Below are 24,966 nucleotides of genomic sequence, written 5' to 3' on the forward strand. Positions count from 1 at the left end.
TTAAGCACAAATATTCTAATTAATTAAACATATATATTATGAGTAAATTAAACATTAAACCACTTGCAGACCGTGTGCTAGTTGAAGCACTTCCTGCGGAAACACAAACAGCTTCTGGTTTATACATACCAGACACAGCTCAAGAAAAACAACATAAAGGAACTATCGTTGCTATTGGAAACGGTAAAAAAGACGAACCTTTAACGGTTAAAGTTGGAGACACAGTACTTTATGGAAAATATTCAGGATCTGAAATCAAATTAGACGGAAAAGAGTATTTAATGATGCGTGAAGAAGACATTATGGCTATTATCTAATATAGCTTAAAATTTAGGACAAAGCGTTCTTAAATGTTTTCAAAACAAAATTATTACAATTAATCAATCTTATAGTTCATAGATAATTCTTCAAACTATAAGTAAAATAAAATAAAAATGGCAAAAGATATAAAATTTGATGTAGAAGCACGTGATGGATTAAAGCGTGGTGTAGATGCATTAGCAAATGCAGTAAAAGTTACTTTAGGACCAAAAGGAAGAAACGTTATTATTAGCCGATCTTTTGGTGCTCCTGTCGTTACTAAAGATGGAGTAAGTGTTGCTAAAGAAATAGAATTAGAAGACCCATTAGAAAACATGGGAGCTCAAATGGTAAAAGAAGTAGCTTCAAAAACTAATGATTTAGCAGGAGACGGAACAACTACCGCTACTGTATTAGCACAAGCTATAGTAAAAGAAGGTTTAAAAAACGTTGCTGCAGGTGCCAATCCAATGGATTTAAAACGTGGAATTGACAAAGCAGTAGAAGCTATAGTAACTGATTTAGGTAAACAATCTAAAGAAGTAGGAAACTCTTCTGAAAAAATAAAACAAGTTGCCTCTATATCTGCAAATAACGATGATGTTATTGGAGATTTAATTGCTAAAGCATTTGGCAAAGTTGGAAAAGAAGGTGTTATCACTGTAGAAGAAGCTAAAGGAACGGAAACGTACGTCGATATTGTAGAAGGTATGCAGTTTGACAGAGGTTATTTATCTCCTTATTTTGTGACTAACAGTGACAAAATGATTACTGATTTAGAAAATCCATACATTTTATTATACGATAAAAAAGTATCTACAATGAAGGATTTATTACCAGTATTAGAGCCAGTTGCTCAATCAGGTAAACCTTTATTAATTATTGCAGAAGATGTTGATGGAGAAGCTTTAGCGACTTTAGTAGTTAATAAATTACGTGGCTCTCTTAAAATTGCTGCAGTTAAAGCTCCAGGGTTTGGAGACCGCAGAAAAGCAATGTTAGAAGATATTGCTATTTTAACAGGTGGAACAGTGGTATCTGAAGAGAGAGGTTTTACTCTTGAAAATACTACTTTAGAAATGTTAGGTACTGCAGAACGTGTTACAATTGACAAAGACAACACAACTGTTGTTAATGGAGCTGGAGACAAAAGCTTAATTAAAAACAGAGTTAATCAAATTAAAGCTCAGATTGAAACAACAACTAGTGACTACGATAAAGAGAAACTACAAGAACGTCTAGCTAAGTTAGCAGGTGGTGTTGCAGTACTTTATGTTGGTGCAGCTAGTGAAGTTGAAATGAAAGAGAAAAAAGACCGTGTAGATGATGCTTTACACGCAACTCGTGCTGCTGTGGAAGAAGGTATTGTTGCTGGAGGTGGTGTTGCTTTAGTTAGAGCAAAATCTGTTCTAGAAAAGATTACTACTGAAAACTTAGACGAAACTACAGGAATACAAATTGTAGCGCGTGCTATTGAAGCGCCTTTACGTACTATAGTTGAAAATGCTGGTGGAGAAGGTAGCGTTGTTGTTTCTAAGGTTATGGAAGGTAAAAAAGACTTTGGATACGATGCTAAGACAGAAACTTACGTAGACATGCTTAAAGCTGGTATTATAGATCCTAAAAAAGTAACAAGAATTGCATTAGAAAATGCTGCTTCTGTTGCTGGAATGATCTTAACTACTGAGTGCGCTTTAATTGATATTAAAGAAGAAAGCGCTGGAGGCGGAATGCCTATGGGTGGAGGTATGCCAGGAATGATGTAATACATTCTAAACCTATTATTAAAATACAAAAAAAGCCTCAACAAATGTTGAGGCTTTTTTATATATTTAAATCTAAATTAGTTAATCGTAACTTTTTTAGATAATGTTCTTCCATCTTTTAAAGTAACATCTACAATGTAAACTCCAGTACTTAAGTTACTAAGCTTAACTCCAGAACTTACTTGGTTTGCACTTACGTTAGTCATTTTCATTACGTTTTGACCTAGCATATTAATTAAGTTTAAACCTTTTATATCTTGACTCAAACCTTTAATATGTAGTTGGCTTAGATTATTATTTACAAAAATTGAAATATCGTTAGCAGCTTCAAAGTCTTCGTTTGATAAAGATTCACCTGAGTTAAATACAATTTTAAAACGAGTAGCATCTTCTCCAGCTGTTGCACTAAAGTTATAATCTCCTGTTCTTAAATCGTGATACACACCTTCTAAAGTATCATATAAATAGATTACTTGATCATCATCAATGTTTTCTACCTCAGTCATTCTAATAGAATAAGTTACAGTTGCATCACTATTTAAAACTAATGCTACTTCTTTATCAGATTGAATTGTGGAATATGCTTGAATAGCATATTTTTCGTTATTTAATGTAGACAATAAATCATTTGCAAAAAAATCATTTGCTCTAGCATCATAACCGTAATCAAAAACATCATCTCCAGTATTATCCCCAAATCCTAAAACTAATTCTCTAATTAAATGATTAGATGTTTCAAATTCTAATCTCATAATTTGCATTTCTGAAGCATCATTATTTTGCGTTGTATTTGAGCTAGATCTTAAAAATTGAGATTCACCAGAAACTTCCGTTTTAAACACACGTTGATCGTTGTTAAATTCTACATTTCCACTTCCTACAATTTCAGCCATAAAACCCTGAGCAACTGGAATGTAACGCTTTGGAGTTTTAGTTCCGCTTTGCACACCTGTATCTGCACCATCTAAACCTACAAATTGATATGCTCTAACTCCTGTTAATTTATTTAAAATAGCATAACCACCTTCATATTGATTTAAAATATGGCTATTACCAGCCCATTGTTCCCAAAGGTAGACTGCTCCATTAATTAAACCCTCATTATCATCTATAAAAGCATTTGCATCGATAGCAGATGGATATGGATTACCTAATAAATACTGTGTTTTAGAAGTTCCTCCAACAGATCCAGGTCCACCTGCATCATTTACACTAATTAAAATATCTCCATTATTTGGTTTTCCTTCGAAAAAATATTCAAAATCAGTAGTCCCTACTCCTGTTCCTTTTTGTGAATAACCTACTCCTGCTTCAATACCAGAGTTTTCATCCAATGGAGTCCATTGATAATAATTAAATCCGTTTTTATAAGTATATAACCAATACGTACTTAAAGTTGCAGGAGTAGTAACTGGAGGTGTATAACCTGTAGTAAACTGTATTGCTCCATTAGCATCACTTAACATATTTAAAGAGAAATCTGTATTATTAGCTACTGTACTTTGTACGCCTACAGGAGAACTCCAATAGTTATATCTGTAAACATTATTAGTCCCTTGCTGACGTCTTATTATCTTACCAGAACTTGTTACCTTTAATTCACTTAATCTAGTTTGCACTAACTGAGATTCATTTTTCAAATTTAAAACTCCATTCAATTCTAGATACCAAGTGTTTTTAATTTCATTATCACCATTAACTACAAGTCTTTGGTTATTATCTATTATTAAACCTAAATGTGTGTGTGACGCATTTGTAGTCACTCGGTTTTTAATATGAACTATTGACCAATCTTTATTTGGTAAATTTTCGATATCCCAAACATCACCATGTAACCAAGTGCTTTCATTTGTCCAAGCTCCATTATCAGATGACTGATAAGGCATAGGCGCTGTTTGCTCCTGTACTGTTGTGATATTATTTAATTTTAAATGACGTAATGCGTTAGATTCGTCATAAGCTAAACCATTAACAATATTTGTCATTGGATAATATGCTTCTAATGCAGTCCATTGTATTGGTGCTGACGTTGTAAAATCAATAATATCTTTTTCAATAATTGCTCCTTGTATTGTTCCAGAGTTATTTTCAATTTCTTGATAAATCATACTCTGTAATTGATCTGTAGTTAACGCTTTTTTAAAGACTCTAACCTCATCAATATTACCATCTAAATGTCCAAAACCTGCTAGACTAGTATTGGTTGGATATCTTCCAACAGTAAAAGGTCTATTTGAATAAGTATGAGAAGTTCCATTAAAATTTTTAGTTAGTAACTCTGAATTTAATAATGGATCTGTTTCAGTACCAACTAACTCACCATTAACGTATAGTTTAATAGAAGACGTTGCTGCATCAAAAACACCTGCAATATGATACCAAACATCACTTTGTATTTTTAAGTTTAATGCAGTATCTGGCTCTACAGTAAAACTATTATTTGGAAAATCATCAGACACAGTAACTTGATCCTGTGTGTACACTATAAAGTTAGGCACTCTACCATTACTTATGTATAAACGCATATTTTCTTGTCCTACTATGCTAAATAGGTTAGGCAACGCAGTATTATTCCCTTCAATTTTAACCCAAGCCATCATTGTAGCTTCTGTCCAATTACTAATAAAATTAGGCGCATCTAAATAATCATCAACACCATCAAAATCTATGGTATTAGACCCAATAATAGCCGTATTGCTATCTCTATAATCTAAATCACCTCCAGTTGCTGCATCATTATCAAAATCTCCAAAAGAAGACACAAGGTTTGGAATATCTCCTGTAGTCACTTCGTCATTAGAGTCGTATCCTACAGTTACAAAATCAAAATTATTATCTAAACCATCTTTATCAGTATCAATGTTAGATAATGAGCTAGCCTGACCGTTTTCGTTAATATCTAAAATTCCGTCATTATCAGTATCTGTATCTAAATAATCTGGTAAATCTGTCCCATCTGTATTAACAGGTGTAAATCCAGAACCATAATTATTATACAAACCGCTATTCGCTCCACTTGTATTTACAACTCCACTTGGAGCTATATATCCTGACGTTGGCTGTGCTTCAACATTGTCAGGAATACCATCATTATCAACATCTATATCAAATTGTGGTTGACATAAAAAACTGTATGCTAATCCGTCTAAACCATGAGGATCATGCGTTGCTGTTGCTAAACCACCAGAAATTGCAATATGCTTTATAGCAACATGACTAACAAGTTCATGCGTTACAAATCCTATCGTATTTTCAATATCTTGTCCTGCTAAAACAGATCCTCTAAAAGTACCGTTAGCATCATATAGATTAATGTTTCCTGTAGCATCATCTCCAATATACGCATTACTAAAATATGCTATTAAGTTTCCGTCTGCATAAACTTCATAATTCATTACTGCAGCATCTGCATTAGTATCGTATATATCAACAAAATCAAAACTAAAAGAAGCTACAGGTTCAGTAAAATTAATATTTACAGTATAGTAATCTCCAGTTTGAGATCCTACTTCTGGATAAACATACAAACCATTTGAGGGTCCACTTCCTGAGGTAAATCCTGTAGATGTAGTTGTTCTAAATTGGTGAATTGGTGTAGGTCTGTAAATGTAATTATGTTCAAAATCTAACGTACCATTTGCAAATGTCCCTAAAGTAGTTGTAGCTGTACCTGCTGTAGTTTGCGTAAAAGAATAATCCGAAGCACCATTTAATACCGTTAAAGGCTGACCTCTATCATATACTTCTTTTTGAAAACCAGACTCTTGATAACCTAAACCATTTGTATTGGCTCCAATTGTGTAGACTTGAATATTATTTAATTCCCAAGAAATTTTATCACCTTGTGCATTAGCAGCTCCAGGAATAGTGGGACACTCAACAGTATCTCTAATTCCGTCGTTATCATCATCGACATCTAATCGATCAACAATTCCGTCACTGTCAAAATCTGATTCTTGAGCTTGGGCTGTAAAAGACAAAAATAACATCGCACACAAAAGCGCACTGAAAAACAAAGTAGTTTTCTTCATAGGTTAAGATTTTAAATTTGAGGGATATATCATTACTCGGGCAAAGTAAATGATACTAAAGCAAAAGTAGGTTTACCGACTTAGACTGAAACCATTTAATCGCCAAAAGACACCTATAACCGACCAAATGTAAGAAAATGATTATTCTAACGATAAAAAACACTGGATACAAGCACATTAGAGTACTGTAACCTTAAATTATTGACGTAATTTATTGTAATAAAAAGCAGGAAATAGCAATAAAAGAATAATAGGTTGTATTAAAAAACGACGAAGGTTAAAAAAGATATAATAGTTTTCTTGTTTTGGATCTAAAACAAAATACAAATAACACATTATCAAAACTATAAACGACACTAAATAAATTATACTAGCAAATGTTATTAAACTTTTTTCCTTAAAAAAAACATATAATATAAGCAGAGAAATTAAAGTATTTAAAAAATATCTAAACGAGGTATTAACCACTAACTTAAATACCTCTTGTCTTGGAGAATCCATGTATAGATAATCATTATGGAAAAATGATAAATATGGATCATAAAACAACTCATTCTCAAACCATCTTATTAATGCCAAAAGGATAAACAAAAAAGCTACAATACCATATTTATACCATTTTTTCATCTACTTATTGATATTGGAAAACCGATTAACCCAAAACATCCACAGTAAAAAAACCATTCCATAAATTATAGCAGGAAAAATAACTGTATGTAACTCTTCCTTACGCCAAGGATAATGGTATAATCCAATAGACAATATAACGATGCGTAAAAGATTAACTACATACAATAAGACACTACCTGATAATAAATACAAAATTGTTACTTTAATTTTTCCTGAAAAAGCGACAATAAACGAAACAAATAGAATAATTATACTCATACCATTGCAACCCTCTATTACCCTAGCCAAATACTTACCTTCCAGTATTAACTTCATAGATGGTTCATTTGGATGCGGAATAACTTGTGTTGAATATCCAAAATTTTCTAGTAAGTTTTTAGATTGGTTAGCGACCAAATTAGTAATGTAATCGGGATAATACAAACTACCTTTTGAGACGTCTAAATAAAAGTTATATGCCAGAGATAAAAATCCGTATACCAACAAAAAAGTAAGTATAAACTTGATTACTAGTCGATATTTTACAATTAAATCTTTCAATAAAAAAGAATAAATTTTAAGTTTTTATAATGGTTAAAATTACGTCTTTTTAAATACTTTTACCAAAATTTTCAAATAAATGGCTTTCGAAACTTTAAAACCTCAAATTGAAACTATTGTTTCCAATACAAATAATACTAGAGACGAAAAATTATTACAAATTTGCCAACTACTAGATGACAACGTTTCCTATTATAATTGGGTAGGTTTTTACTTTAAAAATGGAGATAAAAACGAACTTAAACTAGGACCATACGTTGGTGCACCAACAGACCATACCATTATCCCTTTTGGTAAAGGTATTTGTGGTCAAGTCGCAGTTAGTAATCAAAATTTTGTAGTACCTGATGTTGCAGCACAAGACAATTACATTGCTTGTAGTATAACTGTTAAAGCAGAAATTGTTGTTCCTATTTTTGTAAATGGAGAAAATATAGGACAGATAGACATCGACTCCAATACACCTGATCCTTTTACAGAAGCTGACGAGCGCTTTTTAGAGTTTGTTTGTAGTAAAGTTTCAGAAATACTTTAGATGTTAATAACTACTTGTTTTAGTTGAAAAACCACTCAAGTTTTTCAACTAAAACAATTTCCTTTTACCTAAATTTGCTTGCTTATTAACACAACTATAATGAGCAACAAAACAATTAAATCTGCATTAATCTCAGTATTTAGCAAAGATGGATTAGAACCTATCGTTAAAGAGCTAAATAAACAAGGTGTAACCATCTACTCTACTGGTGGAACCGAAACTTTTATTAAAAACCTTGGTATTGACGTCGTTCCTGTAGAGGATGTGACATCATACCCTTCTATTTTAGGTGGTCGCGTAAAGACATTACATCCTAAAGTATTTGGAGGAATTTTAAATAGACAAAACCATGATGGTGATGTTAAAGAAATGAAAGACTTTGACATTCCACAAATAGATGTCGTTATAGTTGATTTATATCCTTTTGAAAAAACAGTAGCTTCTGGTGCTTCTAACCAAGATATTATCGAAAAAATTGATATTGGAGGGATTTCTTTAATTCGTGCTGCTGCTAAAAACTATGCAGACGTCATTTGCGTATCTTCTGTAGACGATTATGCTGAATTTTTAGAATTAATTACTGAGAAAAAAGGAGATTTATCTGAAGCTGACAGAAAAGCATTTGCTGCCAAAGCATTTAACGTGTCATCGCATTACGACTCTGCAATATTTAACTACTTTAATGCAGACCAAACTATTCCTGCTTTAAAATTAAGTGAAACAAACGGTAAAGTATTACGTTACGGAGAAAACCCACACCAAAAAGGATTTTTTTACGGAGACTTTGATGCACTTTTTACACAACTACATGGTAAAGAATTAAGCTATAATAACCTTTTAGACGTAGATGCTGCAGTAAATTTAATTCAAGAATTTAAAGGTGAACAACCTACATTTGCTGTACTAAAACACAACAACGCATGTGGATTTGCACAACGTGACACAGTATTAAATGCGTATTTAGATGCATTAGCTGGTGATCCAGTATCTGCTTTTGGTGGTGTTTTAATTAGTAATACTGAAATTGATGAGGCTTGTGCTTCAGAGATTCATAAATTATTTTGTGAAGTTGTAATTGCACCTTCTTTTACTGCGGAAGCTGAAGCAATTTTAAAAGGTAAGAAAAACAGAATCTTACTTGTTTTAAAAGACACTGATTTTGCTCCAACAACAGTTAGAACTTGTCTAAACGGAGTTTTAGTACAAGATAAAAATAATAAAACAGACCAAATTGAAGATTTAACTTATGTAACAAATAGCAAACCTTCTAGCGATGCTATTGATGATTTAATTTTTGCATCAAAAATATGTAAGCACACAAAATCAAATACTATTGTTTTAGTAAAAAACAGACAATTATGTGCTAGCGGAACTGGTCAAACTAGTCGTGTTGATGCTTTAAATCAAGCCATACACAAAGCTATGTCTTTTAACTTTGATTTAAAAGATAGCGTCATGGCTAGTGATGCATTTTTTCCGTTTCCGGATTGTGTAGAAATAGCTGGTAACGCAGGAATCACTAGTGTAATCCAACCTGGAGGATCTATCAAGGATCAATTAAGCATTGATTATTGTAATGAAAATAATATTGCAATGGTTATGACTGGTACACGTCATTTTAAACATTAATTAGTTTTATTTTAAAACGAAAGCATATCAAATAGCTAAAAGCTTCAGTTTAAACACTGAAGCTTTTTTTATACCATTTGGCTCAATTTCCGCGAAAGCGTTAAACGTCCAAAACTTGTTTTTTATCGTATCTTCTAATTGTGTGACGATTAATAAAATTTGTAAGGTATTAAATCCTTATATTACCATACTTTTATTACTTTTACTGCATCTTTTTAATAACGCCTTATAATTACAAATAACACATGGGATTTTTTGATTTCCTGACAGAAGAAATCGCTATAGATTTAGGTACTGCCAACACTTTAATTATTCATAACGACAAAGTCGTTGTCGATGCTCCTTCCATAGTTGCACGTGACCGTATTAGCGGAAAAATCATTGCTGTTGGACAAGAAGCCAACATGATGCAAGGTAAAACGCATGAAAACATTAAAACTATTAGGCCTTTAAAAGATGGTGTAATTGCAGATTTTGATGCGTCTGAGCAAATGATAAGTTTGTTTATTAAAAATATTCCTGCGTTAAAAAAGAAATTATTTACGCCTGCTTTACGTATGGTTATTTGTATTCCGTCTGGAATTACTGAGGTAGAAATGCGTGCGGTAAAAGAAAGTGCCGAACGTGTAAATGGTAAAGAAGTTTACTTAATACATGAGCCTATGGCTGCTGCTATTGGTATTGGTGTAGATATTATGCAACCAAAAGGGAATATGATTGTGGATATTGGTGGTGGTACTACTGAAATTGCAGTCATTGCTTTAGGAGGTATTGTTTGTGACAAATCTGTAAAAATTGCAGGTGATGTTTTTACTAACGATATTATTTATTACATGCGCACACAACATAACTTATATGTTGGAGAGCGTACTGCTGAAAAAATTAAAATACAAATTGGTGCTGCTACTGAGGATTTAGACCTTCCGCCAGAGGATATGAGCGTTCAAGGACGTGACCTTTTAACTGGTAAACCTAAGCAAGTACAAATTAGTTATAGAGAGATTGCTAAGGCTTTAGACAAATCCATTTTACGTATTGAGGATGCTGTTATGGAGACTTTATCTCAAACTCCTCCAGAGTTAGCTGCTGATATATACAATACTGGTATTTATCTTGCTGGTGGTGGATCTATGTTACGTGGTTTAGATAAGCGTCTGTCGCAAAAAACAGATTTACCTGTTTATATTGCAGAAGACCCTTTGCGTGCTGTTGTTAGAGGTACAGGAATCACACTTAAAAATATTCCGAAATACAAAAGTGTATTGATAAAGTAGTAACAGAAACTGAATGCAACAAATTGTAAATTTTATACTTAGAAACAAATCGTTTTTGTTTTTCTTGTTGTTGCTTTGCGTTTCAGTAGGACTGACAATACAATCGCATTCTTATCATAAAAGTAAGTTTATAAACTCGGCTAATAATGTAACTGGTGGTGTTTATAATATAGGAAACTCGGTTAGTAGTTATTTTCATTTAAAGGAAGAAAATGACAAACTGCATGAGGAAAATACACGTTTACGATCTATATTAAATAATCAAGCGGAAAAGTCTGAGACCTTTATAGACTCGAACTCCTACAACACTAAATATAAGTTTACAACCGCAAAGATTATTAAAAATAGCTACGCGTTACAAAACAATTTTATAACTATCAATAAAGGTAGTAAAGACAGTATCAAACCAGATTTAGGGGTAATTTCGTCTAAAGGTATTATTGGTATTATTGGTAATACTAATAGTAAATATGCAACTGTAGTATCAATTTTAAACACGACTAATAAAATTAGCGGTCAGTTAAAAAAATCAAATCAGTTTGGTACTTTAAGCTGGAATGGTAAATCACCAAGATATATTCAGTTATCAGATATTCAAAAAAATGCAAAACTTAACAAAGGTGATACTATTATAACCTCTGGACGCTCTTCCATTTTTCCTAAAGGAATTTTAGTAGGTCAAGTTGAAGGTTTTAAACTAGATGCTACCAAAAATTACTACGAAGTAGAAGTACTATTATTTAATGACATGACTAATCTTGAGCATGTTAGTGTGATAGAAAATAAGGATAAAAAACTAATTAATAATTTACTTCAATCTAATGAATAACCTACTATCTATACATACTGTAAGATTTGTTGTTCTTATATTACTGCAAGTACTTTTATTTAGTAAAATAAACTTTTTAGGTTATATAAACCCTTACATCTATATCCTTTTTATCGTTTTATATCCTGTTAAAAACAATCGCATTTTGTTTTTATTTATTAGTTTTTTAATGGGTCTAATAATTGATATTTTTATGGATTCTGGTGGAGTAAATGCTACAGCTGCTTTGGTAGTTGCTTTTATAAGACCTGCAGTTTTAAAGTTTAGTTTTGGAGCAGTTTATGAGCATCAAGCCCTAAAATTTAATAACATTGATTTTGGTCAAAGACTAACGTATATAACGATACTAACATTTATTCATCATTTTACTTATTTTTTATTCGAAATATTTAACATATCAAAAATAATTTTAGTCCTTCAACACACGTTATTCTCTAGTATATTCACAATAACGCTATGTATTTTGATAACTTCTATATTTAGCACAAAATCTAAATGAGAAAATTATTTCTTCTTCTTTCTGTAATAATTGTAGGCCTTGTTTTTACTGGACGCTTGTTTTACTTACAAGTATACAAAGCAACCTCTACAAATTTATACGAAGATAATGCGATTAGAAAAGTTTTTGACTATCCTAAGCGTGGTTTTGTATATGACAGAAATGGTAAACTTTTAGTATCCAACCAACCATCATACGATGTCATGGTAATTCCAAGAGAGGTTAAACCTTTAGATACTATTGAGTTTTGCAATCTTTTAAAAATAGACAAGCAAACTTTTATTGAAAAATATAATAAAGCTTATAGATATTCGCCACGATTACCATACGTATTTGTATCGCATTTATCCAAAGAGGACTATGCTGTATTACAAGAAAAAATGCGCAAGTACGAAGGGTTTTATATTCAAAAAAGAAATTTAAGAAAATACGAAACAGCTATTGGAGCCAATGTTTTAGGAGACATTGGAGAAGTTAACAATAGAAACATACAAAACGACAGCTATTACCAATCTGGAGACTTAATTGGTAAACAAGGTGTTGAAGCTTCTTACGAGACGACTTTACGTGGACAAAAGGGAATTAAATTTATACAAAAAGACAGATTTAATAGAAACCTTGGACCTTACCAAGACGGTATCCATGACACGTTACCAGAAGCAGGTAAAGACATAAAAATAACTATTGATGCTACTTTACAAGCCTATGGCGAGTTATTAATGACTAATAAAAGAGGAGGTATTATTGCCTTAGATCCTAAAACAGGCGAAATTTTAGCTTTAGTGTCTGGACCTAGTTACGACCCTAATATATTGGTCGGTAGAGATCGATCAAAAAACTTTACAAAACTTTATAATGACTCCATAGCTAATCCAACTTTTGATAGAGGATTACAGGCACAATATGCACCAGGTTCTCCTTTTAAAGTTATTAACGCACTTATAGGATTGCAGGAAGGTGTTGTTAACCCAACCGAACAATTTAGCTGCAGAATGGGTTATTATTATAACGGTAGAAAATTACATGGATGCCACAGTCATAGAAGTCCTGTTGATATGAATTTAGGGATCTACGAATCTTGTAATGCTTATTTTGTGAATGTCTACAGACGTATCGTAGAAAAATACCCAAATGCAGCCACAGGAATGGACGCATGGAGTAACCATGCTAAAAGTTTTGGTTTAGGTGATTACCTTGGATATGATTTAGTTGTTGGTAGAAAAGGACGCATTCCTGATAGTAAATTTTACGACAAATGGTATGGCAAAAATAGATGGAGCTCTACCTTTATGACCTCTAACGCAATTGGTCAAGGTGAAGTCGAAGCAACACCTATACAACTTGCAAATATGGTTGCAGCAATAGCTAATCGTGGCTATTTTATAACGCCTCATATTATTAAAGAAATTGAAGGAGAACCAATTGACGAAAAGTATAGAACACCAAGATATACTACCATTGACAGAAAACATTTTGAGCCTGTTGTACAAGGTATGTTTGATGTTTATAACAAGGGTACAGCAGCAAGTCTTCAAGTGGAAGGTATAGAAATTTGCGGGAAAACTGGGACTGCGGAAAATTATGCGAAAATTGATGGCGTAAAAACTCAGCTTACCGATCATTCCATATTTGTTGCTTTTGCACCAAAAGACAATCCTAAAATAGCAATTGCTGTTTTTGTTGAAAATGGGTATTGGGGAAGCCGATTTGCTGGTAGAATGGCTAGTCTAATGATTGAAAAATATTTAAAAGGAACCATATCTCGAACAGATTTAGAAACTTGGATTTTAACACATAGTCTAGAAAACGAATATGCTAAACCACAATCCGGAGCACCTTTTAAAATTAACAGAGAAACACAAATGCAAATTGTGCCTGCACCTACATTAAAAGATGCCGACTTATTGCAGGAAGTGACACCTAAACTAAAAGATGAGGCAAACTGATAGATATTATAAATTTGATTGGTTAACAATCTTCCTGTTTTTTATTCTAGTCATTTTTGGTTGGGTAAACATAATCTCTGCATCACATTCTGGTGAAGCGTTGGAGTTTACAAATTTCTCTCATTTTTACAGTAAACAACTAGTATTTATAGGACTATCTATAGTATTAATTGTTTTGGTACTCTCCATAGAGTCTAAGTTTTACGAGCGGTTTTCTAGCATTATTTATTTTATTGCCTTAATATCCTTAGCTGGTCTTTTTGTTTTTGGTAAAAATATAAATGGAGCAACATCTTGGTATCCCATTGGATCATTTACCTTTCAACCAGGCGAATTTGCTAAGGTTGCTACTGCGTTAGCTGTTGCTAAATATGTTAGCGATTTAAATACTGATATAAGACGATTTAGTGATCAGCTAAAAACCTTTGCTATTATAGTTGTACCTGCTCTTTTAGTTTTACTACAACCAGATGCTGGAAGTGCCATAGTTTATGGTGCATTTTTCTTTGTATTATATAGAGAAGGATTACCGCATATTTACTTAATTATTGGTGTTTTATTAATATTACTCTCCATATTTGCTTTAAAATTTGGAGTTATAAGCACACTATTAATTACTGCAATTATAGTACTTACATACTATTTTACAAGAAAAAAGAAACCTTCAATAATACAACCATTAATTGTAATATTACTGTGCACATCTTTAGCATTTACTGTTCGTTTTTTTTATGAAAACATACTGCCTGATCATCAAAAAGATCGTATTACAGTTTGGTTAAGTTTAGAAAAAGATCCTGACAAACTAGAACGCATGAAGAAGACCGTTGCTTACAACCTTAACGAGTCTGAAAAAGCAATTAGTAGTGGTGGATTTAAAGGAAAAGGCTTTTTAGAAGGTACACGTACAACTGGTAATTTTGTACCAGAACAACACACAGATTACATTTTTAGTACAGTTGGCGAAGAATGGGGTTTTATTGGAAGCTTCTTAACAGTCGTTGTATTTTTACTTTTAATTGTAAGAATATTAGTTTTAGCTGAAAGACAGAAGAATCAATTTAGCAGGATGTATGGTTATGCTGTAGGAGCTATTTTATTTTTACACTTTTTAATTAATATAGGCATGGTTATGGGATTAATACCTACTATTGGTATACCTCTACCCTTTTTTAGTTATGGAGGTTCTGGACTTTGGGGCTTTACTATATTAGTTTTTATTTTCATTAAGTTAGATTCTAATCGTATTAATCAGTGGTAAGTCTAAATAATAATTAAACATATTTACTATAACCTAGACCAAAACAAAAGCCCTTTAAACATTAATTTAAAGGGCTTTATAATATGACTTTATGTAACTTATAGATTATAAATAAACCTTGCAGTTAAAAATCTTGGTTGTATAAAATACTCACTAGTGCTAACTGAAAATGCTCCATTACTATTCTGTATTCTAGAATCTGTATCTAACAAGTTAGTTGCTTTTAATTCATATTCCCATTTACTATCACTAGTTTTACGGTAAGCTAAATTAGCATTCCATAATCCAAAACTATTACTATTACCATCAATAGTTTGACGACTATAAGTATAATCTGTTTTAAAAGTAAACTTTTTAAATATTAGTGCATCAAACTCAACAGCTGGTGCGTTAGTATATATTTTAGTAGTTCTATCTCCTTGAACACTGTTGTTTAAGCCATACGTATAGCGTATCTCAAAATTAGGTGCTTCTCTGAAGTTTGAACGCAACTCTGTGGTGTAACTTTGGTTATAGTTTTCGTTAACCGAAATTTGAGTATTAATAAATTGATTAAACTTAGAATAATTAAATGTACCTCTTACACTGGCTTGTAATTTACCAAAACGTCTCTGAAAACGTCCACTAGCACTTAAACTTTCATCCTCTAAGCCAGAATTATATGGTGTACTAGTTCTAATAACTGATCCAGGTTGAAACTCTGATACGTTTCTAATGTTATCAATATTCTTAGAATAATTTATAAATGCAAATACATTAGTATAATTAAACATATTAAAGCTAAAGTAGCTTAAGTTTATATTATGTGATAATGCACTTTCTAGCTCTGGATTACCTATAAACTGCGAGTTATAATTATTTAAAACTAAACCTTGAGCAAACTGATTTACATCTGTAAATTGGGTTTGCATTTTGTATGATAAATTTAAATTTTCAGTTCCTTTTAATTGTACACGTACATTTAAATCAGGAAGCACTCTAAAAAAGTTATCTTTAGTTGTTGTGTTAAATTGATCATTAACTGCACTATAAGCATGCGCAGATAAACCTGGACTAATAGTAAATTTACCTGTTTTAAATCGGTAATGCGCACCAAGATATATATCGCTAAATGTATATTTAATATCATTTATATCTGACACTCCTGGTATTGATGTGTTGGTGTCAACTTCGCTACCATCATCCAAAGTCTGAAACACATTAGAATCAAACTGTTGATTGCTATATATCGTACCAACAGTAAAGTTAATATCACTTTTTTTGTTTAAAATATTCCAATAGTCAACCTTAGCATCTAACTGATTGGTCTTAACACGTTTTTGTTGATTTACATCGTAAGAAACCTGCGTACCATCTAGACCTAAACCTACTGCAGTATTATCAAATGGATCTGCCGAACTTGTTGGATCATTTTGTAATAGTGCATTATAAAAAGGATCTTCATCTTGTAATAAATGTTGAACGGATAATGCAAAAATATTATCTTCATCCATGGTATAATAATAATTCAGGTTTTGATTTATTTTATACGGATTAGTTTCTTCAAATTGCTCAATTGCACCAACAACATTAGAAAAAGTTCCGTTAAATTGCTGATCCTTAGAGGTACGTCCAAGTATATCATAATCCAATTGATTATTAGCATTTGGCTTATACTTAGCACTAAATTTAACTAGTCCTAAATCACTTTTTTGTTGCGTATTACTAGCTGTAGTTTCATCTGGAATCCCTAATGTCTGATCTGTATATAAGACTTGACTGTCTTCTTGTAATTCAATTCTGCTACTAGCAAAAATCGCAAATCCACTAACGTCCAAAACACTTGTTGGCGAGTAACTAAAGTTAGCTGCACCAAATTTGGTATTTAAACTTTTAGCTTGATTATTTTGAAGTTGTCTAAAGCCTAAATCGTTACTTCCTAAGCTAATATTAGTTCCGCTTTGTTGACTAGGTTGTTGGAAACCACCTGAAAAATTAAATATATCTCGTCTAGATAATGCCAACTCTCCAATGTTATTTAGGTCACCAATAAAGTTGATACTTTTTTTAGGGCTATAGTAAAATAACTTAGGTTGTGCTAAGTACAACTCACCACTACTAGAGTCTCCTGCTCCAGCTGTTACTGTTCCAAACCAAAAGTTTTTCTTACCCTCTTTTAATTTAATATTAATAGCAATATTATCTTGATTATTAGTCACACCACTTAACTGTCCAACTTCAGAATAGTTCTTTAAAACTTGCACTTTATCAATAGCATTTGCAGGAATATTTTTTGTAGCTAATTTAGTATCACCATCAAAAAACTCCTTACCATCAATCATGACTTTACCAACCTTTTTTCCTTCTATTTCTACCTCACCATCATCATTTACCTCAACGCCTGGCATTTTCTCTAATACATCACCAAGTTTACGTTCTGTTCCGTTTTTAAAAGAATCTGCATTATAGGTTATTGTATCTCCACTAATAGTTACAGGCATTTCGTAGGTGATTTCAATTTCATCCAAACTATTGTCCATAGCCATTACATAATCTTTAAAAAGATCGGTTTCCTTGGTTTGAATGGTTTCAGAAATTTGTTTCATTCCAATATAACTAACCTGAATGCTATAAGAAGAATTAACATCTAAATTTAATTTATAACGTCCTTTATCATTAGTGATAGAATACGCTTCAAGCGTTTTTGTTGCTTGGTTTATAGCAACAACATTAGCTAACTCTAGTCCATATCCTGTACTATCCTTAACGACACCTTCAAACTTGACTTGAGCAAAAGTGGTACTTACTACTAAAAACAGTAGTGCTGTAAATAAGTGTTTCATTTGTTATTTTTGATTGGTTTTTATTGAAAAAAATTAATTTCTACCTCTTCCACCACGTGATCTAAACATCTCGCGCATTTCTTCCATTTTTTTCTTTACAATGTCTTGGTATTCTTCCATTGTCACTTCTTTACCTTTGGTTGGTTTTTTAATTTCGTTTTTATCAGAAGGATTCATAACAATTTTAGAACATAATATAGTTGTTCTACCTGCATTAACCTCTAATATTAAACCTGGAAGTCCCCAATATTCACCAGGACCACTATTAACTGGTATGTCCATTGTGTACCATGCAGTCACTTCAATTTCTTCTGGAATTTCAATATCATCAAAAGGATCTTTTTGTGCATCAGTTTTAGTGCTATCTTTTTTTACTTCTGCAACTTCTTTATTATCGTCCTTCTTTTTATCTCCATCATTTCCTCTTCTTCTCATATTTGTCCAATCTGCAGCGTCTACTTTTTTAGTAGCAGTTGCTTTAAAAGCGGTGTATTTACCAATCTGCTTAGACTCGCCACTCATTTTCCAATCTAATTTTACTAAACTATCTTTAATTAAAAATTGCTTTCCAAAAAACTCTTGGTCATGTAATAGTACGTTTTCTTTTACATCCTTATAGATTGTTCCAGCAGCCATTCCACCCATCATAAAACCTCTTCCTCCACCACCAGGAGCCTCTAATGATTCATCTTCTTTATAAGTAGATTCTGATTTATTAAAATCTAGAATAAATGTTTTTTCAAGCATTGTTTTCATACGCTCCATTATCATTTTTTTCGCTCTGGACTTAACTCGCGACCACCAAAATTATCCATATCCATTGTCGTTTTTGACATGTAAGTTGCCTGACCCTGAAAAGCATCTTGCGCAAAAACGCTTGAAGTAATAATCAATACTAACAGCGTTGCTAGATTTTTAAAAGTTGATTTTAATTTCATTTTATTTAAATTTTATTATTTGATATTCTACACTTTAGACTCTTATTTTTACAGATAGTTTAATCTATAACAGATAAAAGTTACTAATAAAAATATTAGTCTACTTGACAAACAAATTGTTACAGGTTTGTTTTAGTTTTTGTACATTGTTAACCCATGAAACAACTAGTGCTTTTCTTTTTTATCAGCTGCTTAACACTGTCCGCTCAAGACAAAATATCTGCAAATTACATAGCAGTGGACAGCCTTAATGCTGATGTTTTTATTTCTAAAAATAATTTTGAAAACCTATATTATGTTAAAAATAATGTGCTTTTTAAAAAATCGGATAAACACACTATTAATTACAGCAATATCCAATTAGGTAATATAACGTCTGTGCACACTTTTAATCCATTAAAAATTAATGTGTTTTATGGTGACTTAAACACTGTAATTATATTAGATAATAGGTTAGCCGAAGTCTCTAAATTAGACTTTAACACGTTACAACCTTATAAAAATATTTCTCACGTTACAACGGGTTTTGACAATACGATATGGTTATTTAATCAAGATTTTCAATACTTAGAGTTGTATGATTATCAAACCAAAACCACACGCTATAAGACAATTCCGGTTAGCTCCAAAGTATTAGACCTGACTAGTAATTATAATTATTGTTGGCTTCTTACCGAAAACAACTTGTATTGCTATAATTATTTTGGAAGCTTAGTTTATAAGTTCAAAAATGATGGCTACACAAACATTAAAGCATACAACGAAAATTTAATACTTGAGAAAGAAAATATATTAAATTTTTATAACCACGAAACAAAAACTATAAGTGCGATCGATATACCAAATATGTTAATAAGTCAGTTTTTTGTAACCAATCAAATCCTGTATATTTACACTCGCAAATTACTTTATCAATACCAACTTAAAACAGACTAACTATGCACGTTGCCATAGCAGGAAATATAGGCGCAGGAAAAACGACGCTTACTAAATTATTAGCCAAACACTTTAACTGGGAGGCTCAATTAGAGGACGTTGTAGACAACCCTTACCTTGACGATTTTTACAATCAAATGGAGCGTTGGAGTTTTAACCTACAGGTTTACTTTTTGAATAGTCGTTTTAGACAAGTATCACAAATTCGCGAAAGCGGAAGAGATATTATTCAGGATAGAACAATATATGAGGATGCGCACATTTTTGCACCTAATTTACATGCAATGGGTTTAATGACCAATCGTGATTTTGAAAACTATAAATCGTTATTTGATTTAATGGAAGGTTTTGTTGAAGGTCCAGATTTATTGATTTACTTACGTAGCTCTATCCCAAATCTAGTATCTCAAATACATAAACGTGGTCGTGATTACGAAAACTCAATTAGTATTGACTATTTAAGTAGATTAAACGAACGTTATGAAGCTTGGATCCATGGATATACTAAAGGTAATTTATTAGTAATTGATGTAGATAATATGGACTTTGTTGCTAATCCTGAAGATTTAGGAACTATAATTAATAAAATTGATGCTGAAATAAATGGGTTATTTTAGAATAACTTAACTTGTTTAAAAAACACTTTAAATATAAAAAAGGTTACATAATTATGTGACCTTTTTTTTATGATTATAAGGATAACTACTTAACAAATCCGTTTGTTCTAGCATGTATTATAGCGTCCTTGCTAGAATTAACTAATAAAACAGGCGTTGTATTATAAGCGTTAAGTAAACTTTTTACTCTTTTAATTTTTTTATTATCGTTTACACTTCTTAAATAAACCGCTTTAATACGATTGGGAAAAGTATTAACAATCTCTAGATAAATATCTGGATCATGCTCTCCACTATCTCCTATTAATATAAAAGTAAAATCGGGATATGTCTTTAATATGTTTTGTATTTCTAACTGTTTTGCTGGCTTACAAGTAGATGACTTTTTTTAAAAATAGTTCTGAAACTTCTAAGTAAAATAGGGCCTTTTGGGAAATTATTTTTTTGAGAAAAAACTCTAAGTAGCGATACAAATTCCATGGACTATGACTAACATAAAATATAGGATTAGCCTTATCTCCATTTGGTCCTTTATGCAATAAATGATAAAACTCAGCAGCGCCTTCAAGTGGTATTCTATTTTGAGCATGCTTAAAAAAAGTATTATATAATACACGCCATTTTAATATAGAAACCACTCCTGTATGTAATATAGTGTCATCAATATCACTAATAATTCCAAAATCAGAATTTAAATTAGGGATAAGTATTTGCGCAGGAAACTTATTTTGATTTTGTATGTTTCGCTTTAGGGTAGCATCATCATAAGCGACTTCAATATTTAACCAACCTTCAGTATTTATGAATACCTCAACATCCTCAATTGCTCTATCTATTTTATAATAACCATCTTTATCTGTCTTGGTATAAATGACTTTATTATTAGGCAATGTTATTTTTAACTTTGTCTTTTTAACCTCGTCTGTTTCAAATCTTTTCCATGTATTTAAAACTAAAGCTAGTAAGCTTTTTTGTTCTAAATCAATAGTTTCATCTTCCAACGCACGACCACGATGGTATAATCGCTTAGATGTACCATAACTTAAAAATGAAATAATTTGCAAAGGATCTTTCTTAAACCAACTCATCACATCAAATATAATATAAAAAAAACCTGCTAAAGTCATTAGCAGGTTTAAAATTTAAATTTCTGATAAAGGATTACCCTTTTTTGACATCAATTTTTTTAATTGTTTTTTTGTTTTGTTCAGTCGCTACATTATTAGACGCTTCAAAGTCTCTTAATTTAGCATCTACATCTTCCTTACTTCCTCTAAAGCGTTCTTGTTTAACAACCTCTTCTCCATCAATAATTACAGAATAAGTTATTGTTGCCTCAGCAATATTATCGTTAACTATCATTTCTTTTTCAATAGTTACTTGGTCTGTATTAGCTACTCCAGTTTCGGTATGACCTCCTAAAATTGGTGCAATTACTAAACCAATTAAACAGGTTAACTTAATTAAAATATTCATTGATGGTCCAGAAGTATCTTTAAATGGATCTCCAACAGTATCTCCTGTTACTGCTGCTTTATGTGCATCACTCCCTTTAAAAGTCATCTCACCATTAATTTCGACACCTGCTTCAAAAGATTTTTTTGCATTATCCCATGCGCCTCCAGCATTATTCTGAAAAATAGCCCAAAGCACACCACTTACCGTAACACCAGCCATGTAACCTCCTAGCATTTCAGCAATTGCTAAATGTTTCATTCCAAAAATCATAGGAACAAAAGCAATAACCAAAGGAAACCCAATGGTTAATAATCCTGGTAACATCATTTCTTTTAAAGATGCTTTGGTTGAAATAGCAACACACTTATCGTATTCTGGCTTACCTGTACCTTCCATTATACCTGGAATATCTCTAAATTGTCTACGCACTTCTTCAACCATTTCCATAGCTGCTTTTCCTACAGCATTCATTGCCAATGCAGAAAAAACTACAGGCACCATTCCTCCAACAAATAACATTGCTAAAACTGGTGCTTTAAAAATATTAATTCCGTCAATACCTGTAAATGTGACATAAGCAGCAAATAAGGCTAATGATGTTAATGCTGCAGACGCAATAGCAAAACCTTTACCTGTTGCTGCAGTTGTGTTTCCAACCGAGTCTAGTATATCTGTACGTTCTCTTACAATTGGTTCTTGCTCACTCATTTCGGCAATACCTCCTGCATTATCAGATATTGGTCCAAACGCATCAATTGCTAATTGCATTGCAGTAGTTGCCATCATTGCAGAGGCTGCTAAAGCAACACCATAAAATCCTGCCAATGCGTACGATGCCCATATTGCTCCTGCAAATAGTAATACTGAAGGAAATGTAGATATCATACCTGTTGCTAAACCTGCAATAATATTTGTTCCTGCTCCTGTACTAGACTGTTGTACTATTTTTAAAATTGGCTTTTTACCTAATCCTGTATAATATTCGGTTACCGAAGAAATTACTGCTCCTACAAATAGACCCACTAAAGTTGCGTAAAACACTCTTATGCTAGAAATATCTTGCAGACCTTCTCCAAAAAAGTTCATTTGCATTGTTTCTGGTAGCATCCAAGTCACTAATCCATAACATGCAGCAGCAACTAAACCAATAGACACCCAGTTTCCAAGATTCAAAGCTCCCATTACTTGTGACTCTTTAGCGTCATTACTACTAATTTTAACTAATAGCGTTCCAATTATAGAAATTATTATTCCCACTCCTGCAATAGACATAGGAAGTAAAATAGGACCAATACCTCCAAAAGCATCAGTGATTGCTCCACCCATATCTTTAATTACATAATTACCTAAAACCATTGCTGCTAAAACAGTTGCAACATACGATCCAAATAAATCGGCTCCCATACCAGCAACGTCTCCAACATTATCACCAACATTATCTGCAATAGTAGCAGGATTACGTGGATCGTCTTCTGGTATACCAGCTTCTACTTTACCTACTAAATCAGCTCCAACATCTGCAGCTTTAGTGTAAATCCCTCCACCAACTCTTGCGAATAGCGCGATAGACTCTGCTCCTAATGAAAAACCAGCCAAAGTCTCTAATACAATAGTCATATCCATAGTATTAGTCCAAGCTCCATCCATAAATATTTGAAAGAATGCTATAAAAAATATCGTTAAACCTAACACTGCTAATCCTGCAACACCTAATCCCATAACAGTTCCTCCTCCAAATGAAATTTTAAGCGCATTTGGCAAACTTGTTCTTGCAGCTTGTGTAGTCCTAACATTTGTTTTAGTTGCTATTTTCATACCTATATTTCCTGCAGCTGCAGAAAAAACAGCTCCACATACAAAAGCTATTACAATTAAATAACTTGTAGTTGGTACAAAATAGGCGACAACAGCAAGTAGCACACTTACTATAACCACAAAAACTGACAACAATCTATATTCTGCGTTTAGAAAAGCTAGAGCACCTTCGTAGATATGATCAGAAATCTCTTTCATTTTACCATCACCTGCATCTTGCTTCATTACCCAAGATTGTTTAATAACCATGTAAATTAAGCCCAAAATTGCCATAGCAATAGGCATATAAATCATCATTGATTCCATATAAGTTTGTTTGATTAGTTTTTGATTAGTTTTTGATTAGTTTTTAATTACTGCTAAAGTAACAAAATCAAACAGAAGTTAAAATATTAACATCGCAATTTTTTAACATTAAATTTACATTTATAATAATATTTGAAAACAAAACAGAAATTATTATTTACTATTACGACAAAACCACAAGTACTTACAAAACAGATAAATCAAATAGTATTGCAAACAAAAAACCCTCTCATTATACAATGAGAGGGTTTTAATTAAAATTTAGATGTACTATTTAGATAGTAAAATCTCCATTTGTTTTATGCTCGCTATTTTCATAACGCTCTACACATTTGTTTAAGATTTCATATGCCTCTTTAGCATCTCCCCATCCACCAACATCAACTTTCTTTTTCTCTAAGTCTTTATACACTTGAAAAAAGTGAGTAATTTCTTTTATTCTATGTGGATTTAAATCCTCGATATCATTACAGCTATTCCAAATAGGATCTGTAACTGGTACGCAAATTATTTTTTCATCAGGACCTTTTTCATCTGCCATATGGAAAACACCAATTGGTTTTACTTCCATTACACACATTGGAAAAGTAGGCTCTGTTCCCATTACTAAAACGTCTAATGGATCTCCATCTAAAGCTAAAGTTTCTGGTATAAAACCATAATCTCCTGGATACATCATTGAAGAAAACAACATACGGTCAAAACGAATTTTGTTTAATTCAAAATCGTACTCATACTTGTTTCTACTTCCTTTAGGTATTTCAATTAATACGTCAAATGTCTTTTTTCCAGATGGACTCATATAATATTATTTTAGTTTTCCGTCAAGCGGAA

Annotated in this window: 21 protein-coding genes; 11 read left to right on the top strand and 10 right to left on the bottom strand. The window is 32.1% G+C overall.

Features of this window, described 5'->3' with window-relative positions; all coding sequences use genetic code 11:
* Nucleotides 1-38: 38 nt before the first annotated feature.
* Both AC0L3M_RS09105 and groL read left to right on the top strand, forming a co-directional pair.
* The gene (locus tag AC0L3M_RS09105; protein WP_028283491.1) at nucleotides 39-317 is read left to right on the top strand and encodes a co-chaperone GroES; all 279 of its coding nucleotides are present in this window, start codon (nucleotides 39-41) and stop codon (nucleotides 315-317) included.
* Nucleotides 318-434: 117 nt separating this feature from the next.
* Nucleotides 435-2,066 carry a chaperonin GroEL gene (gene groL / locus AC0L3M_RS09110; RefSeq protein WP_145003312.1) on the top strand — a complete coding sequence of 544 codons (1,632 nt, stop codon included), beginning with the start codon at nucleotides 435-437 and terminating at the stop codon, nucleotides 2,064-2,066.
* Between the two features lie 77 nt (nucleotides 2,067-2,143).
* Here the strand turns inward: groL and AC0L3M_RS09115 are convergent, their stop codons facing one another.
* The 3 genes from AC0L3M_RS09115 to xrtF all read right to left on the bottom strand — a co-directional run bounded on the left by AC0L3M_RS09115 (nucleotide 2,144) and on the right by xrtF (nucleotide 7,267).
* The gene (locus tag AC0L3M_RS09115; protein ID WP_473430533.1) at nucleotides 2,144-6,097 is read right to left on the bottom strand and encodes a LamG-like jellyroll fold domain-containing protein; all 3,954 of its coding nucleotides are present in this window, start codon (nucleotides 6,095-6,097) and stop codon (nucleotides 2,144-2,146) included.
* Between the two features lie 198 nt (nucleotides 6,098-6,295).
* Nucleotides 6,296-6,724: an exosortase F system-associated membrane protein gene (locus AC0L3M_RS09120; protein ID WP_473430534.1), complete on the bottom strand. Its 429-nt coding sequence runs from the start codon at nucleotides 6,722-6,724 to the stop codon at nucleotides 6,296-6,298.
* Nucleotides 6,725-7,267 carry an exosortase family protein XrtF gene (gene xrtF, locus AC0L3M_RS09125; RefSeq protein WP_473430535.1) on the bottom strand — a complete coding sequence of 181 codons (543 nt, stop codon included), beginning with the start codon at nucleotides 7,265-7,267 and terminating at the stop codon, nucleotides 6,725-6,727.
* A gap of 79 nt (nucleotides 7,268-7,346) precedes the next feature.
* Here xrtF and AC0L3M_RS09130 point away from each other — a divergent pair, with 79 nt between their 5' ends.
* The 7 genes from AC0L3M_RS09130 (at nucleotide 7,347) to rodA (ending at nucleotide 15,240) form a co-directional block, all read left to right on the top strand.
* Entirely contained in the window at nucleotides 7,347-7,802 is a 456-nt protein-coding gene (locus tag AC0L3M_RS09130; RefSeq protein WP_145003324.1) for a GAF domain-containing protein, read from the top strand.
* A 99-nt stretch (nucleotides 7,803-7,901) separates the two neighbouring features.
* Nucleotides 7,902-9,431 carry a bifunctional phosphoribosylaminoimidazolecarboxamide formyltransferase/IMP cyclohydrolase gene (gene purH, locus AC0L3M_RS09135; RefSeq protein ID WP_473430536.1) on the top strand — a complete coding sequence of 510 codons (1,530 nt, stop codon included), beginning with the start codon at nucleotides 7,902-7,904 and terminating at the stop codon, nucleotides 9,429-9,431.
* 245 nt (nucleotides 9,432-9,676) lie between these two features.
* The gene (locus AC0L3M_RS09140; protein ID WP_028283484.1) at nucleotides 9,677-10,705 is read left to right on the top strand and encodes a rod shape-determining protein; all 1,029 of its coding nucleotides are present in this window, start codon (nucleotides 9,677-9,679) and stop codon (nucleotides 10,703-10,705) included.
* A 13-nt stretch (nucleotides 10,706-10,718) separates the two neighbouring features.
* Entirely contained in the window at nucleotides 10,719-11,534 is an 816-nt protein-coding gene (gene mreC, locus AC0L3M_RS09145) for a rod shape-determining protein MreC (protein WP_473430537.1), read from the top strand.
* Nucleotides 11,527-12,033: a rod shape-determining protein MreD gene (locus tag AC0L3M_RS09150; protein WP_145003330.1), complete on the top strand. Its 507-nt coding sequence runs from the start codon at nucleotides 11,527-11,529 to the stop codon at nucleotides 12,031-12,033. The genes mreC and AC0L3M_RS09150 overlap by 8 nt, the downstream gene beginning before the upstream one ends.
* The gene (mrdA, locus tag AC0L3M_RS09155; RefSeq protein ID WP_292942759.1) at nucleotides 12,030-13,979 is read left to right on the top strand and encodes a penicillin-binding protein 2; all 1,950 of its coding nucleotides are present in this window, start codon (nucleotides 12,030-12,032) and stop codon (nucleotides 13,977-13,979) included. The genes AC0L3M_RS09150 and mrdA overlap by 4 nt, the downstream gene beginning before the upstream one ends.
* The gene (gene rodA / locus AC0L3M_RS09160) at nucleotides 13,966-15,240 is read left to right on the top strand and encodes a rod shape-determining protein RodA (protein ID WP_473430538.1); all 1,275 of its coding nucleotides are present in this window, start codon (nucleotides 13,966-13,968) and stop codon (nucleotides 15,238-15,240) included. The genes mrdA and rodA overlap by 14 nt, the downstream gene beginning before the upstream one ends.
* A gap of 98 nt (nucleotides 15,241-15,338) precedes the next feature.
* Here rodA and AC0L3M_RS09165 read toward each other — a convergent pair whose 3' ends face one another.
* From AC0L3M_RS09165 to AC0L3M_RS09175, 3 genes are read right to left on the bottom strand one after another with little or no spacing between them, the layout of a single operon-like run.
* Entirely contained in the window at nucleotides 15,339-18,062 is a 2,724-nt protein-coding gene (locus AC0L3M_RS09165; protein ID WP_473430539.1) for an outer membrane beta-barrel protein, read from the bottom strand.
* A 33-nt stretch (nucleotides 18,063-18,095) separates the two neighbouring features.
* On the bottom strand, nucleotides 18,096-18,818 hold the full coding sequence (locus AC0L3M_RS09170; RefSeq protein ID WP_473430540.1) for a GLPGLI family protein: 723 nt from the start codon (nucleotides 18,816-18,818) through the stop codon (nucleotides 18,096-18,098).
* A gap of 11 nt (nucleotides 18,819-18,829) precedes the next feature.
* Nucleotides 18,830-19,000: a hypothetical protein gene (locus tag AC0L3M_RS09175; protein WP_473430541.1), complete on the bottom strand. Its 171-nt coding sequence runs from the start codon at nucleotides 18,998-19,000 to the stop codon at nucleotides 18,830-18,832.
* Between the two features lie 156 nt (nucleotides 19,001-19,156).
* Between AC0L3M_RS09175 and AC0L3M_RS09180 the strand changes: the two genes are divergently transcribed.
* Complete coding sequence (locus AC0L3M_RS09180; RefSeq protein ID WP_473430542.1) at nucleotides 19,157-19,936, top strand: hypothetical protein; 780 nt, start codon at nucleotides 19,157-19,159, stop codon at nucleotides 19,934-19,936.
* A gap of 2 nt (nucleotides 19,937-19,938) precedes the next feature.
* Nucleotides 19,939-20,553 carry a deoxynucleoside kinase gene (locus AC0L3M_RS09185; protein ID WP_145003349.1) on the top strand — a complete coding sequence of 205 codons (615 nt, stop codon included), beginning with the start codon at nucleotides 19,939-19,941 and terminating at the stop codon, nucleotides 20,551-20,553.
* A gap of 85 nt (nucleotides 20,554-20,638) precedes the next feature.
* On the opposite strand, the gene AC0L3M_RS09190 is transcribed toward AC0L3M_RS09185, so the two are convergent.
* The 4 genes from AC0L3M_RS09190 to AC0L3M_RS09205 form a co-directional block, all read right to left on the bottom strand.
* Nucleotides 20,639-20,902 carry a phosphatase domain-containing protein gene (locus AC0L3M_RS09190; RefSeq protein WP_473432495.1) on the bottom strand — a complete coding sequence of 88 codons (264 nt, stop codon included), beginning with the start codon at nucleotides 20,900-20,902 and terminating at the stop codon, nucleotides 20,639-20,641.
* 19 nt (nucleotides 20,903-20,921) lie between these two features.
* Nucleotides 20,922-21,680, bottom strand: coding sequence for a phosphatase domain-containing protein (locus AC0L3M_RS09195; RefSeq protein ID WP_473430543.1), 759 nt, complete (start codon nucleotides 21,678-21,680; stop codon nucleotides 20,922-20,924).
* Between the two features lie 34 nt (nucleotides 21,681-21,714).
* Complete coding sequence (locus tag AC0L3M_RS09200) at nucleotides 21,715-24,132, bottom strand: sodium-translocating pyrophosphatase (RefSeq protein WP_473430544.1); 2,418 nt, start codon at nucleotides 24,130-24,132, stop codon at nucleotides 21,715-21,717.
* 274 nt (nucleotides 24,133-24,406) lie between these two features.
* Nucleotides 24,407-24,934, bottom strand: a complete 528-nt coding sequence (locus tag AC0L3M_RS09205; RefSeq protein WP_145003354.1) for an inorganic diphosphatase — start codon at nucleotides 24,932-24,934, stop codon at nucleotides 24,407-24,409.
* Nucleotides 24,935-24,966: the final 32 nt, after the last annotated feature.

It is taken from the genome of Olleya sp. KJ81-1 (assembly GCF_055808135.1).